Below are 15,910 nucleotides of genomic sequence, written 5' to 3'. Positions count from 1 at the left end.
ACTATTTTACTTTTGTAACTCAAACAATTTTTCTAACTGTAGTTGATTTACTCTTTCTGGGGTTAATCGTAAAAGGGTATTACGAAAAAATGTACCAATAGGATTTTTCCAATGAGATACTTTTCCAATCTGCCAACTTTGGTATACCACACGATGCGCATTTGATATTCTTGCATTTTGATATTTTTCAAAAGCAGTAGTAACGTTATTAGTCTTCAAATATTCTGCTATCGCATACGCATCTTCTATAGACTGGCAAGCACCTTGACCCATGTTTGGAGTAGTAGCATGAGCAGCATCACCTATAAGGCAGATATGATTGTCATGCCATTGATAGATAGGTTTTAGGTCTTCAATTACAGTTGTGTGTAATGTATCTAGGGGAGTTGCATGGATGATTTTTTGAATTATTGCAGCATAATCTCTAAAATAATGACTCAACTTATCTTTAGACAACTCATTTTTATCATTTTTGAATGTTTTGACAGCATACCAATATATTTGATTTGTATTCAATTGAACAAAGGCAAAACGACTTTCTTTTCCCCATGCTTCGTATAGGTTATTTTTATATTGAATTGGCAATTCAAAATTTGTTACGCCTCGCCAACACATTTGATCAGTGCTTCTTATTATACTATTAGGAAATAAAGATTTTCTTAATCTAGAGTTGATCCCGTCTGCACCTAATATTATATTAGATGTTATTGATTTTTCATTTTTGAAAGAGAGGCGATACCCTTCATTTTGCTTTATAATACTTTGTAATTCATAGTCTAGATAAATTTTTGTGTGGTGTAAATTTTCTAATAAAATTTGCTGTAGCTTACCTCTATGAATAGCAACACTTTGTAAGTTATACTTTTCTTTAAAATAATTGAAGTTAATTCTAGAAATTACTTTTAAATCTGGTTTTGTTATGTTTAGAGAATCTAAAGGAGTTGCTGATGCTTTTAATTGATCGTATATACCCAAATGTTTATAGACTTGCATAGCATTACTTGCTAGAATGATTCCTGCTCCAACAGGTTTCAAAAGCTTTGCTTGTTCATAAATATTAGGTTTGAATCCTCTTTTTTCTAATGCGAGCGCAGTAGTTAATCCACAAATTCCTGCTCCAATGATATCTATTTTCATATCAAACGAATTGATTAGTACAAATGTACTAAATAAATTGAATTAGGACAAATGTACTATATTTTATAATTTTGCAAAGTGAGTAATACAAGGCAAAAAATATTAAAAAAATCATTGCTGTTATTTAATAGTAAAGGACTCGATCATGTATCGTTGAGGTTTATATCCAAAGAGTTAGATATTAGTATTGGAAATCTTCAATATCATTTTAAAAAAAGAGAGGAAATCATACACGAATTATACTTTGAATTGGTAGCTACTATTGATAAAGCAATTATTGATAGTATTCATTCTCAAAACAAGCTAGAAGAACTATTTAGGATTACAAATATCATTGTGCTATGCTTTTATGAATATCGGTTTATTTTTCAGGATTTTAATTCTATCATGCTCAATTACCCTAAAATAAAAGATCATTATAAAGAACTATTAAAAAACAGAAGACTTCAGTTTTTAGCATACATTGAAGAGTTGATTGAAGAAGGTTTGATACAAAAAGAAGTACTACCAAATGAGTACGATAACTTATATCTGAGAATTCAAATTTTGAGTGATTTTTGGATGTCTTCTGTAATGAGTCAATCAAAACAAATATCTAAAAAACTAGTATTAAAGTATACTGATGTAATTAATCAAACGATATTTCCTTATTTAACTCCATTAGGTAAAAAAGAGTACCGAAATATTCATAATCTTATTTAAAGAAATTTATATCGTCTTTTTTATGAATGATAGTTTATTTTGTTTCTGCTATTATAACTCCAAATTTACCATCCAATTGAATCCAATTAGAGACAGGTAGATACGTTTTTGATACAAAACCATCTAGGTACAACGCATTTATACAACCGTTTTGTTTAAATAATGTTGCTAGATCAAAGAAGTTTATTTTTTCTTTAGACATAGCGAATAGTACTTCTCCTGTTGGTAGAATACCTACACCATTTCTAATATGAAGATTAGCTGAACCTTTAGTCAATTTTGGATGATAAGCTCCATTAATTAGTAACATAGGACCAGATTGAGTAGCATAATCAATATTTGAGTTTGTTTTAAAATTAGTTGTTTGTGTAATTAAAGCTTTTCCGTCTTTATCTATGTGAAAAATACCATTTGGTTGTAAATAAAAATTACCATACCCTTTTGTATTGCGGTCTATTTTTGCAATAGTTTTGCCTTTTAAGATACAAAGACCTTGTGGTGATTGATCTTTATTATACATGCCTCCATTCATGGCAAATACCAAGATTTCATCATTGCTTTCTAATGATTTTTTTAAACTTCCTAAAGAACCAAAGATTTTTCCTTTTGGATCTTTCCAATACAATTTCAGTTTTCCTTTTTGGGGATTCATTTTGTGAATAACAAACTTAGATTCATCTACAGTATAGTTTTGAGTTGTATAGGCAGAAATGAATTCAGTAACAATAAATAATGTCAAAATTAGAATGAATTTTTTCATATTTAGCTTTATTTACAAACCTTCGATAAGCATTTTAATAGAAGCGAATCAACAATGTTTTTGAAATGATAACAAATCAAATATAAATATTTTGCGATTGGTATCTTTAATTGTTTTTAGACATTACTCTTGTGTTTCTGATTTTTAAATATGTGGCTTTATTGTTTGTAGAATATCTAGCGACTAGAAGTTATTTTAAATCAATCTATTTATAAATATTTGTTATACAGTTATTTATATTGTTTCTAGGTTTCTTTCTTTCTAATTTTAAATATATAAATCTTAAAACAACAAAAAAATGGCAATTCGATTAGGAAATACTTGTGCAAACTGCGAAAATTTAATGGAGCAAAACATGTGTGCTATTCACAAAGTAACGGTAAGTAAAATCTATACTTGTGATGGTTTCAAGATGAAAGCTGCTCTTAATGATGACCGTAATTGCGTGTCTTGCTTACGTTATGAAGGAAGCGAATGTGCAAATCCGCAAAAGGCTGCACCGGGAATGCTTTGTTCTAGCTGGGCACCTCGAGCAATGGCTTAACATCGTCAATATTTAAAAAAAATATAAATCGGCTCTAGAGCCGATTTTTTTTACTATGATTATTTGAGGATATAAACAAATTAGAAAATTAATACCTATTTATATTAGGTTATATAGTTTGTGGGGTTAAACTGTTACTGTAGTTACAGGATTAAATATGTCTAATGCAGGTTCTGTATTCTGATCTGTTTGTAACATATTGATTTGTTGTACAATATTATAATTAAACCATATCGAAATTAATCTAAAAGGAATTTCTATAGCATCTTTAAGACCAAGTTTAGAATCTTCTACATGAATCCATCTTGATAATGGTTGTTCATGAATTTTTGTCATGATCACTGCTTTTCCAAAATGTCTTTTCATTTTGATAAACATCTCTACATCAAATAACCATTTGCTTAAAAAGCTTTTATTAAAAACGATTGGAACCAATTCGGCTTTGAACACTTTTGCTCCGCACTGTGTATCTTTGATCGATAACCCTAAGATCAATACAATAAGGATATTAATACATTTTGAGATCAATCCTCTACAACTATTTTTTTGTATACTACTGGTAGCATTTTTTGCTCTGGATCCAAACACCATACTTAATTTTTTATTGGTTTTTAATGTTTTTAAAAGATCATTAAAATCCTCAAAATCTGTAGATAAGTCAGCGTCTATAAATCCTATATATGTAATATCGCCTCTGCTATGCAGATATCTTGCTCCGGCTCTTACGGCAGCGGCTTTACCCGAATTTTTTCTCATGTCGATAATACTTACTTTGTTTGGATTAGAAAACTGAATATCTTTTAGTACAGAAATAGTATCATCTTTACTCCCATCATTTACAAAACATAAATGAAAATCATTTGTTTGAGCAATAAATTTTTTGAAAGCAGCAACGTTTAATCTCTTTTCTTCATTGTAACAAGGTATGATAATTCCGGTTTTCATGATCAATTATTTTTGGGTTATGACTCAAAGATATATGAGGATAGTGCCTGTGATTCTGAGATTTCGATTAGCAGAGAATTGCTATCGGTGAATGGTTTTTAACGATAGTTGTGCCATTTGTCGAATCTAGAAGCTTTGTTGTATATTTAGTATCAGAAAACGATGGCGAGCTTTATGGATAAATTCACAAACAAGTACTTGATTAGTGCATTGCTAATCGGGATTGTATTTCATGGTACTTCTATTTTTTTTACACTAGAATCTACTTATGATGCATTGATACACTTGTTTTTTGGTAATCATTATGCAAATGATTGGTTTGAATCCTGGAACTATAGTTGGTATACAGGTTTTACAGTATTAGGATACCCTCCTTTGGTACACCAGAGTATAGGGCTATTGTCTTATATAGGAGGATTAAAATTTGGACTCTTTAGTGTTGCCATTATCGCTGTTATCCTATTTATCACAGGGGTTTATAGATTTGCTTTAGTGCTTACGTCTAATAGAGTAGTGGCAGGGTATGCGGCTATCTTTGCTGTATTTTCTTCTTCATTTATAGAAACCTTGCATATTTTTGGGCAATTACCAAGTGTAGTCGGTATTTCTATATTATTGCATGCATTACCGGAGATTTATCTGTGGGTCAAAATAGGTAAATATAGGTATTTATGGAATAGCCTTAGTCTAATTGCTGTAACCGTTACTTCTCACCATGTAACTCCTATTTTTGGGATGGTGTTTTTTATCTTCCCTCTATTGGGTATGGTGATTATGGATGCTTCAAAAGAAAAGGTCGGATCATATCAACAAGTAAGACTTCGCATTTTTTTGAAAACATTTTTATCTTCTTTCAAAAGGATTATCACTTTTGGAATAGGCTCTTTGGTACTGATCATATTTTGTATTCTACCTTATTGGATCAACACCAAAAATAATCCTATTACCCAGGTGCCTATTCCTCATGGATCTAGGGACAATTTTTTAGAAGTGACTTCTTCGGGATTAGTCTTTTTCCTAATTCCTTGGGGGATTTTGTTATTGTTATTTCCATATATATGGTATCGATTTTTTAGTAAACGATATTTATTTTTTGGCTTATCGATAACTTTATTAACCGTTTTGGGTTCTGGAGGAACAACGCCAATACCTAGGATGCTTTTAGGCGAAAATGCATTTAATATCCTCACATTAGATCGTTTTACGCTATGGGCATCTATTATGGCATTGCCAATTTTAGGAGAGTTTACATATCGATTTGTAGAAGGAGACATTAAAGAAAAAAATATTAAAAAATATGGTGCTGTTTATCATAGGGTTTTAGGAGGGTTATTTGCAGGGGGAGTTTTATTTATGATCATTTTTACAATGAGTTTGGGGTATTTTAGACCACTTCAACCTCAAAAAATTAAAATGCTGCCTATTCTAAACTTTTTAAAACAAGATCAGCATGATCACTGGCGATACTTACCTCTTGGTTTTGGAGATCAAATGGCATGGCTATCTTCTCAAACCAATGCCATGACAGTAGATGGTAATTATCATTCTGCAAGAAGACTACCAGAATTAACGACCCGAGCAGTAGAACGCCTGGAGAATTCTAAATATAGGGGTATAGAAGGTATCGGGTCTTTACAGCAGTTTCTTACTGTTCCAGAGAAGTATAATCTCAAATATGTTTTTTCTAATGATAAATTCTATGATCCAATTTTATTTTTCTGTGGTTGGCAACGCCTACGACAGTTAGAAAATGGTATTATGGTTTGGGAAAAACTTAATGTTCCTCCTTTGTCGAATATTCTGCCAAAAGACGATGTACCTACTTTTCAAAAAATGATGTGGGGGATTATCCCTGTGCTAACAGTATTGTTGGCATTTATCATCAATATACAGTTTATATGGATACATGCCTTAAAATCAAAACAAGTTGGATTTCCTGCTTATTTTAAGTTCAAAAGTTATTATACAGGCCTTACTAATACGGTATATACGACATCATACCTTTGGGCAATACTCATGATTATCCTGTTTGGAATAGGTTCTTACAGAATTTATATTAAGAATGCTGCACAAATCAATCCTGACAATGCAATTAAAGCGTATTATGATGCTTTGGATATGAAAAGATACAAGGCAGCTCATAGTTATCTCGATCCCAAAAGTAATAAAACACTCGACCAGTATATGCTCGAGGTTGCTGTTACCGATGGCTTGCTAAGTTCTTATGCAAAACTAGATGATATGAGTGTAGAAACAATTTCTCGTTCTGATAGTACTGCAAGAATAAAAATTTACACACAATGGGTGACCCCTTTAGAAAAGATAGATAAAACTTTTTATCATGAATTAGTAAAAAGAAATAGAAAATGGTTCATTCAACCATTGGCTTATGACTTAGATATCCCACCTGATCAGTTATTTGCTACCAATAAAACGTTTTTCTATAATCATGGGCGCCGAAGGATTACCTCAGAACAAACGTATCATGAAGATGTACTAAAACAACCGGTTTTAGAAGTGTTATCAGCAAAGATTATTCAGAATCAAGATCAATATAGTATTGTTGGTGAATTACAAAATGTAGATAATGTTCCTGCTGATGTTACCATTACAGGAGTATTGTATAATAATAATGATGATCAATTAGCGAGTTATAATGTAAAACATCAAATCAAACATAAACTTATTCCCAAAGAAATTACGAGTTTCAAAATAGATTTTGAAAACATTGCCTGGCTAAATAACGAAGAAGCCAAACCGAAAATTTTTGATCCGGATCAATTTACTCCTATACATTTTGATGAAAACCCTGTAACCTTCAATCTACAATGTGTAGGTAATGTGGCCACAGTCGATCTTTTCAAAGGGTTAGTAATTAATGAATTGAATATTGAAGGAGAACAAGTAAATGGAGTACTTTTTAATTCAGGACTACAAGAAGCAACAATCCCTCAACTGTTGGTATCCTATTATAATAAAGATAAAGCATTGATTTGGATGGATCATAGCTTTCTGTCACAAGGTATAAGGCCACAGCGGAAGCAGTATTTTACATACACATTGGCAGATATTTCTAAGGTTAAAAATATCAACGATACTATGGATAATATTCTTGTGAATGGGCTTCCAAATGCACTAATCAGTAAAAAACTAGTGCCAAACCGAAAAGAGGACTATGCTGCTACTCAATTAATACCGATACAAGGTAAAGGGTTTCATTACATAAAAATAGAGGTCAATGCTTATGTAGGTAACCCATAATTAAAACCCTAAAAAACAGTAACAATATTAGAAAATAAGACTATTGAATCTAAAGAAGAAATATAATATAATCGGTATTTGTATAATACTACTTTGCTGTGTAGGATTTACAGCGGTGATCAAACCTTTTGTACAAGAAGTTACCGTTCTTGAAAAGCCTAAAACGTCTTTTGTGGCAGGCAAAGAAGTAGTTCTTGATTTTAGACTGTCTAAAAAAGTAACCACTCGGCTTTTTATACATTCTTCATTTGGGAGCACGTTGCTTATGTCTTCTACAGGACGTTTTATACTCCCAACATCTATATCAGAAAAAAAAGGTATAATAAGCTATACATTATTTCTAGGAACAAAAAAGCTTGCAAAAGGAGAGATTATAATTGAGCCTAATCTAAAAACTCCTCTACAATTAGAATCATATGTAGGACCACCAAGTATTATTGCAGGAGGTAAAGATTATACAATGCAAGTAGTAATTGCCAAAGATGGTTATGATAATCCTTTGCCGGACAGCACCGCTATATGGCTTAAACATCAATTCTTAAATATAGAAAAAGAAGAAACTGTTCTTAGTAAAGATATGATCGGCTGGCAAAACAGATTTTCTTATGATCAGTCTGGCCGGTTACTACTATCATCGCAAGTAAACGCTAAAATATCCAAAGAATTTTCGGTAGAAGTATTTCCATCGTTGCCAGAGGATTTTGAAATTAATAGTATTCGCAAACATAATTATGCAGACGGAAATCAAATTGTAGAATTGATGACATCTGTACTTAAAGATCAATATGGTAATATTATTAGTGATGGTACCTGGGTAACCTATAATGTTATAGATGCAAAAGGAGCATTACTAAAAACACAAGGTAGTACGGTAAACGGTGTAGCCGTTGCCAAAATTCTACACCCCGATCATAAAGACACATGGAAAATAAAGGCTTACGTGCCTGGTATCGCAGAGAGTAATACCATTACCATCGCATTTGAACCTGTGATTGAAGATTACCCTATAGAATTTCGTATGCAAAACAGAGAAATTGTTGTTGGGCCATTATCAAGTTTTATGAATCAGTTGATCCCTAACGGGGCGTTGGTAGAAGTAAAGATAATCAATGAAAATCATCAAATAGAGACCCTTACAAAAAGCACTTTTGAAGGTAAAGCTAAGTTTGTTTTAAAAAAAGAGTTTTACCCCTCAGGAATATATGATATACATATAAAAGCTTTGGGAGTCCATAAAGAATTTAAACAGCTACCTCTAGAATGACAAAATGGAATAAAAATTTTTATAGATCACTAGTAATAACGTCCTTTATTGGGCTTATGGTATTACTATTATTTGGGATTAGCCAAATCTTGTCGTATTTGAATACTGGTGCCGATCGATCTGTTATGTTGCGATTAGCATTAAATAAAGAAAATACATATTTACCAAAAGTTATATGGAAAGATACTGTTAACCCCGGGAGGTTAATAGAAAAGCAAACCATGATTGATATAGAAGAAGACTATCTTAATGCATGGTATATTCGACAAGTTGCTTATCAAACCAATAAAAAAGAAGGGGTAGAAGATTATTATACGACTAATGCAAGTGAGCGGATTGCAAAAATTTTGAAAACAAATAGGTCCAAAGCAATAACGATTCATGGCACGACTACCGATCACAATATCTCATTAGATTTTTATAGCGCAGATGGGCAGCTAGCTGTAATCACAGACCAAAATGTAAAAGAATACCAGCAAATCTATAAAGATGACAACCTTATTCTAGAGACCGAAGAACAATCGGACTATCAGGTAATGCTATTATTAGAAGATGGATATTGGCGAATACGGCATTTGGTAAAAGAAAAGAGTAGTGTACCGCAAAAAAGTAAAACTACAAATAAGTTTGCTAAAGTTGTTCGATATAAGATTTATATCGATGGAAAAGAATTTAGAATTAAAGGAATCAATTATTATCCTCAAAAATCCCCCTGGGATATGTTTGGAGAACAGTTTGATCCCGATACAGTTTCTAAGGATTTTGATATCATCAAAAAAGCCGGGCTTAATACTGTAAGGATTTTTGTGCAATACAGCGATTTTGGAAAGACAAGGGTAGATGCCAAAAAAATGAAAAAACTAAAACAAGTTCTGGATCTCGCAAAATTAAAAGAGCTTAAAGTAGTGGTTACACTTTTTGATTTTTATGGAGATTACTCTGTATTAGATTGGACGGCTACACATCGTCATGCAGAACAAATTGTAAGTGCTTTCAAAGAGCACGAGGCTATTTTGGCATGGGATATCAAGAATGAGCCGGATCTAGATTTCGAAAATAGAAATAAAGAAAATGTAGTTGCATGGCTCAAAGAAATGATCAATCAAGTTCGTAAATATGATCCCAATCATTTGGTGACGATAGGTTGGGCCAGTGCATTGGCTGCCCCAATATTAGACGAAGAGGTAGATTTTGTCTCCTTTCATTACTATTTACCGTTACAGGATTTTAATGATACATTTTCAGAGTTGAGTATTATGATCGATAAGCCAATTGTTCTTCAAGAATTTGGATTGCCTTCTAGTAGAGGATTTTGGAATCCTTTTGGCGCAACCGAAAAGAAACAAGCAAAATTTCACCAAGAGTTTCAAAAGATCATCAATAAAGATCAGATTCATTTTTTGTCATGGACACTATATGATTTTGAAAAAGTACCATCATCTGTTGTAGGGAGCTTGCCCTGGCGCAAACATAAACAGAAACATTTTGGCTTTATCGATAAAAACGGTAAGAAAAAAGAAGCCTTTAAGTTTATTAATAAAGAGTAGAAATGAGGTATATTTAGAATTCTTAACTTTTTCTTACATACAAAACATAAATCCTTGTATGAAAAATATTATAATTTCAATATTTGTCATCATTAATGGATATCAAATATCGATAGCGCAATACAATTTAGATACAACTCTTATAGATATAAATCACGATAAGATAGTTGATACGCTTATTAATGATTTTAGCAGGGGAAGTGCTTGTGGTGGAAGAACGGTGACAGTTATTAATGGCAAAACAAACGAGCAGTTTAGCTTAAGTAACGAAGGTTGTTACTCTAATTTTATAAGGATACTTATGGTACCTCAAAAATTAAAACTAAAAACTAATAAAGCTTTTCTAAATGTTTTAAAGAAAAAAGTACTACCCGATCAAAAAAGAGATCATATAGATAGTTCTCTAGAATGGATAATAACAGGTGCACTTGGTTATAAAGATTTAGATGACGATTCTCTTTTCAGAGATATTGTAAGTCCTAAAACGAGTTGGCAGTCTGAGATATTAGAAATTCCGGATTCTTATTATGTTAATATTTCCTCAGAAATACTAAAACTCAGCTCAGCATATAAAGATCATCTTATAAACGAAGAATCTCATGGTTTTTTGATCTATTATCCATCGGGTCATCACATAGAGAAATTAGATAGTTTAACTCCTGTTGCACAAAATAAATATTATAAAATATATAAAACGCCACATGCTGTTTTTGTAAAGAGAGGAGGCATGTATAACTGGTTGTTTATTTCAGATTCATTGGTAACCGGTGCACCAGATCGGCGGAGTTGGTTTTCAATAAAACAGATTCAATTGATTGATAAATATTTAATTATTCATCAAGATGTTCCGCCAGACAATACATATAACATTCATATTGTAAATATAGAAACACAAAAAGTAGGACATTTAAATTTTGAGCCGTCTTACAATAATGGAACAGATGAAGGAGGTATGGATACTTTTGAGGTTATAAATAATCAATTGATATTTAATGAGTATGGTGAGCCAGTATTACGAAAAATACCATTACAACAAATCTTTAATACCTTAGATAGTTACTAATAACTATTTATATTTTCTTAGATAAAATAATTACATTTATCTCAAAAAGATGCCTGACTAGGATCTTATTTAAATACTCTAGCAAATAAGCAAAGAAACAACACGGATTAAATGGAAAATTGTACCATCTACAGTCACAATCTAGAATTTGAAAAAGTGATTCAAATCGTCAAAGCAAAGCTTCCAAAAGCCAAAATTGATCGTGATGAGAAGTCTCTGACTGCAACAATTAAAGGTGGATTTTTTGGAAAATCAAAAACCTTAAAAATTAAATATAGAGAAAGAAAAAATCTTTCATATAAGCTCGAACAGATTGAGTGTGGATTGACTGAAAATCTTTCGGGAATGGTTAATTATATTCAATCAATTCCTGCTAAAAATGAGGAAGTTAGAAATAAGTTTTTATACAAGGTGATGTCTGCAAATTATGAAATTCCCTTTATTGCAGAGCCTGAAATGGTCAAAGAGTTTCAATCTATTCTAAAAGAAATAATCAAAGATTTAGACGGTTTTATTTTTGCAGAACCCAATCAATTTTTGAACAAATCAAATGGGCAGTATTTTGCAGATAAAGATTTGAACCTGATTTTAGATACAAACGGGAATTGCGAAATTAAAGATATACAGGTAATTGTAGATGCCAAATATCATGATGAACCCAAAGAGAATTATGAAGAAGAGCAAGTAGCAAGAAAAGAAAAATCAGAGAATTTTTTAACATCTAAAGGAATCAAAATCAATAAAAATTTGCCTTGTGTATCTTCATCTACAAATGTTGATCTTAGAAGTGTAAAAGAAGTAACTGATAGAGCTTATGCACTTTTAATAATCGCAGCCAAAGGAGAAGGAGTGGAGCAGGAACATCTTATAAGAACAGTAGAAGCAAAAAAAATTGATTTCTTCTCACAACAAGAAAATTACATATATCAAGCAGATCATCTCAATGATCAAGAAAGAGCGTATGCTACCTGGCGATATGAGAGTCTCTACGTGATGCTTTGGGCACTAGGAAAAATGGATGAGTTGAAGTACCCAGATGATATTTGCGATGTTCAGACAATAGTGGCAAAGATTTTTGAGCCGACAAGAGAAGAATTTGAAAGTTCGATCACATTGAGAAGTGAATCCGAGATTTTAGATGAATTAGATAAGATTTATCGAATGAATTGGGCTTGTGTTGATGCTAGGATTAATGGACAAGAAGTGTTAGGTAACATCAACCCTAGTGTAGTTTATGAAAGGCATTACTCTTTGAATTGGTTGACAAAATACCACAATCAAGATTGGGATTATGTACAGACAAGTACATAAAATAAAGGGATCAAAAGTTAATTTCTTATTTGTAACAATACTTCAACTGGTATGCGCTTAATTAGTGATAAAGTTTATATCAGTTGGTTTAAGTAAGCTCTTTTACTTTAATTCATATATTTATCATTATTCACGATCTGAAAAACAGTATGCATAAATGAAAAATAAAATATATCAAATTCTATTCGCTGTAATTTTGATTTCTTGTCAAAATCAAAAGAGAGATGATAATACTAGTACTTCAGGTTATGATGAATTAAATACATCTTTGGTTAAGAAATTAAACCAGGCATATAGCGAAGATTTAATTAAAGGGTTTGCTGTTACTATTGTGAATGATAAGGGTACTGTTTTTGAAAAAGGTTTTGGGTTTGCTAATATAGATACTACTTATAAGTATACTTCAAAAACTACTCAACCGGTTGCTTCTATATCCAAAGTATTGATTGGATTATCATTGATAAAGGCAGAAGAGTTAAACCTTCTTAGCTTAGAGGATCCCATTAACAAGTATTTACCTTTTCCTGTCGTTAATCCTAACTTTCCTGATACAGAGATTTTGGTTAAACATCTGGCTTACCATACATCATCTATTATCGACCAAGATGAAATTTATTTGGATCAATTTTTTCTTGAAAAAGATATAGAAAGATCAGATCATGAAGCTGAAGATTATTATGAATTCTTTAGAAAGGCTAACGAAAAGAAATCTTTAGAGAACTATTTGGAAGACGTTTTTTCTAAAAAGAGATATAAAATCCAACCATATTCAGACAACAAACCGGGAGAAGTAAGAGAATACTCAAACATAGGGTCTGATTTATGTGCTCTGCTATTGCAAAAAGTGGCGAAACAGGATTTTAGAGATTTTACAGCAAAGTATATACTCAAACCGTTGCAAATGAAGTCTTCGGGTTGGCGACCTGAAGAAATGGTAAGCAGTAATCGCTCGAGATTATTTGTGTCAAAAGACATGATGATAACGAATTATGTGCAAGGCTCTTATCCCAATGGTTCTTTTAGAAGTTGTAGTCATGATTTGGGATTGTTACTTTCAGAATTGATTCGAGGATATAATGGTAAAGGACGAATTTTATCTAAAGAAGGGTTTGCAAGATTTTATCAAAAACAATATTACGATGGACAGTTTTATGGCTGTTTTATAGAGTATAATAATAACTGGATACATATAAATGATAAAATGGTTGGACACGATGGAAGTGATCCCGGTGTTTTTACAGGAATGTTCTTTAGTCCAAAAAGAAATACAGGTAAAATTATAATCTCGAATACAGATACAGATTATTTAGGTGATAAAAAAATTTGGGAAGAGATTTCAAACATTTGGAAAGCATTAATACAGTATGAAACTGAATGTATAAAAATTTAGAAGTAGTGTTTAATCAAAAGTTTATTACTTTTAGCTCTCATATTCAAAATATTAACCTACATATTTGATATTTATAGCACCGCATGATGAAAAAAATTACATTATTATTTCTTCTTATTCCATTTTTCTTGTTAGCTCAAAATAGCACACAGGAGATTCAAGATACATTAGATCAAAATGCAACATTGATAGATCAATTTGCTCAATTGGCACCAATGTGTATTAATCCGTATCTGACCGTTTTTTTGACCTCTTTAAGCGCAAAAATTGGATTTCATAATGATTTTGTTGCGACAAATCCTTTTTTTAATAATTGGTTTATAACCATATTGTTTGGAGTATTGTTTTTGTTTACTGCATCAGTTGGAACAGTTTTCAAAACAAATAAAGCAACAGCACCAATAGCATTGGTGGATAATTATCTTTCAAATCATGCTGCTTTATTGATTAATGGATTTATCATGTTGGCTCCGACTATTTTCTCTAGTGATTCTCTTCATGAAGAAGTAGTGTATCAAGCAGGTTTTTTATCAGTTAGTTTTAAAACGATTTTGGTATTGATAACATCAATGTACTTTCTGGTTATCGTTATGAGTGTGCGGTTTTTTCTCGATATTTTGATTTTCTTTTCTCCTTTTCCATTAATAGATTCAGCTTTAGAAATATCAAAAATAATAGTATCCTTAATTTTTGTATTCATTAGTATTATAAGCCCTATGTTATCTGTAATTATCTCAGTATTGATGTTTATAGTGGCATTAATATTTTATCGTCGTTCTGTACGATTAATTCAAAAAACAAAATACTTAATCATATATCCTATTCTGAATCTCTTTAGAAGTAAAGAAAAGATATTAACAAACGGAGAATCATTTTCAATTTTAATATACACAGCAAACCCAACAGAAAAAATCAAGAAAGGTAGAATTGTAAGACTTGAAAAAGAAAACGAGAAATTCTATATTGTTAAAAACAGGTTTCTTAGAAGTAATATAAAAGAAGAGATTGATTTTAGTGATTTTACAATTGATCAAAAAAGTCTTAGTATAAAAATAATGAGTAAAGATGAAAACATAACCATTATTTTAAATCGATCATATCATAAATATATAGAAGAAATAGCAGAAACATTAGGTATAACGATCGAAACAAAAGCGAATGAAAAAATACCATTGAACACAAAATTAATGCATAGATTAAAAAATATGTTTCAAAAAAATGATATTACCGAGTTAAAAGCTATGTAATTGAATTTATATTGTAATCCCCCACAAAACTCAAAAACACTATCATGATGAGTAAGAGATAGAGAATAAGCACGATTATCTCTAATTGATATTGATCATTAATAAACTTAAAATGAATACCCCACTTTTATTGATATTATTTCGCTTGTTGCTTTCACCAATCATTATTGCATTGGCTTATTTTATTGGCGAAAACGCAAAAATAACTATTGTAGTTTTAATGTATTTGGGGTTGATCTCAGATATTTTAGATGGAATTATTGCACGAAAACAAAATATATCCTCAGCCAAATTAAGACGAATGGATAGTCAAACTGATATGGTATTTTGGGTATCTATTGGATTAGCCACTTGGATATTATATCCAAAATTAATCTCTGAAAATTCTACAGCAATTTGGACTATTCTAATCATGGAGTTAGCCTGTTATGTAGTGAGTTTAATAAAATTTAAAAAAGAAACCTGTACTCATGCTTTTCTTTCTAAAATATGGGGAGTGACATTATTAATAGCATTTACATCTTTAATTGGATTTAGTCATGCCGGGATTCCATTTTACAGTGCTATTGTGATGGGGTTAATTTCGCATATCGATGTAATTTTGATTGTATTAATCTTACCAAAATGGACTCATGATGTTCCGAGTGCATATCATGCATATCTGATACGAAAAGGAATCCAATTTAAAAGAAATGAATACTTAAATGGGTGAAAAACTATAGACAATTTTTTAAACAAA

The 15,910-nt window shown here is 31.3% G+C and carries 13 protein-coding genes; 10 read left to right on the top strand and 3 right to left on the bottom strand.

Features of this window, described 5'->3' with window-relative positions; genetic code table 11:
• Positions 1–6: 6 nt before the first annotated feature.
• Complete coding sequence (locus tag FHK87_RS04800) at positions 7–1,137, bottom strand: FAD-dependent monooxygenase (RefSeq protein ID WP_140590657.1); 1,131 nt, start codon at positions 1,135–1,137, stop codon at positions 7–9.
• Between the two features lie 78 nt (positions 1,138–1,215).
• Here FHK87_RS04800 and FHK87_RS04795 point away from each other — a divergent pair, with 78 nt between their 5' ends.
• On the top strand, positions 1,216–1,839 hold the full coding sequence (locus FHK87_RS04795; RefSeq protein ID WP_140590654.1) for a TetR/AcrR family transcriptional regulator: 624 nt from the start codon (positions 1,216–1,218) through the stop codon (positions 1,837–1,839).
• Between the two features lie 34 nt (positions 1,840–1,873).
• On the opposite strand, the gene FHK87_RS04790 is transcribed toward FHK87_RS04795, so the two are convergent.
• Complete coding sequence (locus FHK87_RS04790) at positions 1,874–2,599, bottom strand: phosphodiester glycosidase family protein (protein ID WP_140590651.1); 726 nt, start codon at positions 2,597–2,599, stop codon at positions 1,874–1,876.
• A 298-nt stretch (positions 2,600–2,897) separates the two neighbouring features.
• Here FHK87_RS04790 and FHK87_RS04785 point away from each other — a divergent pair, with 298 nt between their 5' ends.
• Complete coding sequence (locus FHK87_RS04785; protein WP_140590647.1) at positions 2,898–3,143, top strand: hypothetical protein; 246 nt, start codon at positions 2,898–2,900, stop codon at positions 3,141–3,143.
• A 126-nt stretch (positions 3,144–3,269) separates the two neighbouring features.
• Here the strand turns inward: FHK87_RS04785 and FHK87_RS04780 are convergent, their stop codons facing one another.
• The gene (locus FHK87_RS04780) at positions 3,270–4,088 is read right to left on the bottom strand and encodes a dolichyl-phosphate beta-glucosyltransferase (protein WP_140590644.1); all 819 of its coding nucleotides are present in this window, start codon (positions 4,086–4,088) and stop codon (positions 3,270–3,272) included.
• 174 nt (positions 4,089–4,262) lie between these two features.
• Between FHK87_RS04780 and FHK87_RS04775 the strand changes: the two genes are divergently transcribed.
• The 8 genes from FHK87_RS04775 (at position 4,263) to FHK87_RS04740 (ending at position 15,883) form a co-directional block, all read left to right on the top strand.
• Positions 4,263–7,349 (top strand): hypothetical protein, encoded by a 3,087-nt coding sequence (locus FHK87_RS04775; RefSeq protein WP_140590641.1) that lies wholly within the window; start codon positions 4,263–4,265, stop codon positions 7,347–7,349.
• Between the two features lie 43 nt (positions 7,350–7,392).
• Positions 7,393–8,613, top strand: a complete 1,221-nt coding sequence (locus FHK87_RS04770) for a hypothetical protein (protein WP_140590638.1) — start codon at positions 7,393–7,395, stop codon at positions 8,611–8,613.
• Positions 8,610–10,160, top strand: a complete 1,551-nt coding sequence (locus FHK87_RS04765; RefSeq protein WP_140590635.1) for a cellulase family glycosylhydrolase — start codon at positions 8,610–8,612, stop codon at positions 10,158–10,160. The genes FHK87_RS04770 and FHK87_RS04765 overlap by 4 nt, the downstream gene beginning before the upstream one ends.
• Before the next feature lie 58 nt (positions 10,161–10,218).
• Positions 10,219–11,223, top strand: a complete 1,005-nt coding sequence (locus FHK87_RS04760) for a hypothetical protein (protein ID WP_140590632.1) — start codon at positions 10,219–10,221, stop codon at positions 11,221–11,223.
• A gap of 111 nt (positions 11,224–11,334) precedes the next feature.
• A complete protein-coding gene (locus FHK87_RS04755) occupies positions 11,335–12,534 on the top strand; it encodes a DUF4272 domain-containing protein (RefSeq protein WP_140590629.1) in 1,200 nt (399 codons plus the stop codon).
• 157 nt (positions 12,535–12,691) lie between these two features.
• On the top strand, positions 12,692–13,924 hold the full coding sequence (locus tag FHK87_RS04750) for a serine hydrolase domain-containing protein (protein ID WP_140590625.1): 1,233 nt from the start codon (positions 12,692–12,694) through the stop codon (positions 13,922–13,924).
• Positions 13,925–14,010: 86 nt separating this feature from the next.
• Entirely contained in the window at positions 14,011–15,171 is a 1,161-nt protein-coding gene (locus FHK87_RS04745) for a hypothetical protein (protein WP_140590622.1), read from the top strand.
• A gap of 112 nt (positions 15,172–15,283) precedes the next feature.
• A complete protein-coding gene (locus FHK87_RS04740; RefSeq protein ID WP_140590612.1) occupies positions 15,284–15,883 on the top strand; it encodes a CDP-alcohol phosphatidyltransferase family protein in 600 nt (199 codons plus the stop codon).
• The last annotated feature ends 27 nt before the right edge of the window (positions 15,884–15,910 follow it).

Source organism: Aquimarina algicola (assembly GCF_006443095.1).
GTDB lineage: Bacteria > Bacteroidota > Bacteroidia > Flavobacteriales > Flavobacteriaceae > Aquimarina > Aquimarina algicola.
Note: the sequence above shows the minus strand (reverse complement) of the source record. Positions and strands in the feature narration are given on the sequence as shown.

What these genes read in the sequence shown, in the direction of transcription:
- FHK87_RS04800 (WP_140590657.1), bottom strand. Translation starts at nt 1,137, where the DNA reads ATGAAAATAGATATCATTGGAGCAGGAATTTGTGGATTAACTACTGCG.
- FHK87_RS04760 (WP_140590632.1), top strand. Translation starts at nt 10,219, where the DNA reads ATGAAAAATATTATAATTTCAATATTTGTCATCATTAATGGATATCAA.
- FHK87_RS04745 (WP_140590622.1), top strand. Translation starts at nt 14,011, where the DNA reads ATGAAAAAAATTACATTATTATTTCTTCTTATTCCATTTTTCTTGTTA.
- FHK87_RS04780 (WP_140590644.1), bottom strand. Translation starts at nt 4,088, where the DNA reads ATGAAAACCGGAATTATCATACCTTGTTACAATGAAGAAAAGAGATTA.
- FHK87_RS04785 (WP_140590647.1), top strand. Translation starts at nt 2,898, where the DNA reads ATGGCAATTCGATTAGGAAATACTTGTGCAAACTGCGAAAATTTAATG.
- FHK87_RS04755 (WP_140590629.1), top strand. Translation starts at nt 11,335, where the DNA reads ATGGAAAATTGTACCATCTACAGTCACAATCTAGAATTTGAAAAAGTG.
- FHK87_RS04750 (WP_140590625.1), top strand. Translation starts at nt 12,692, where the DNA reads ATGAAAAATAAAATATATCAAATTCTATTCGCTGTAATTTTGATTTCT.
- FHK87_RS04790 (WP_140590651.1), bottom strand. Translation starts at nt 2,599, where the DNA reads ATGAAAAAATTCATTCTAATTTTGACATTATTTATTGTTACTGAATTC.
- FHK87_RS04740 (WP_140590612.1), top strand. Translation starts at nt 15,284, where the DNA reads ATGAATACCCCACTTTTATTGATATTATTTCGCTTGTTGCTTTCACCA.
- FHK87_RS04765 (WP_140590635.1), top strand. Translation starts at nt 8,610, where the DNA reads ATGACAAAATGGAATAAAAATTTTTATAGATCACTAGTAATAACGTCC.
- FHK87_RS04775 (WP_140590641.1), top strand. Translation starts at nt 4,263, where the DNA reads ATGGATAAATTCACAAACAAGTACTTGATTAGTGCATTGCTAATCGGG.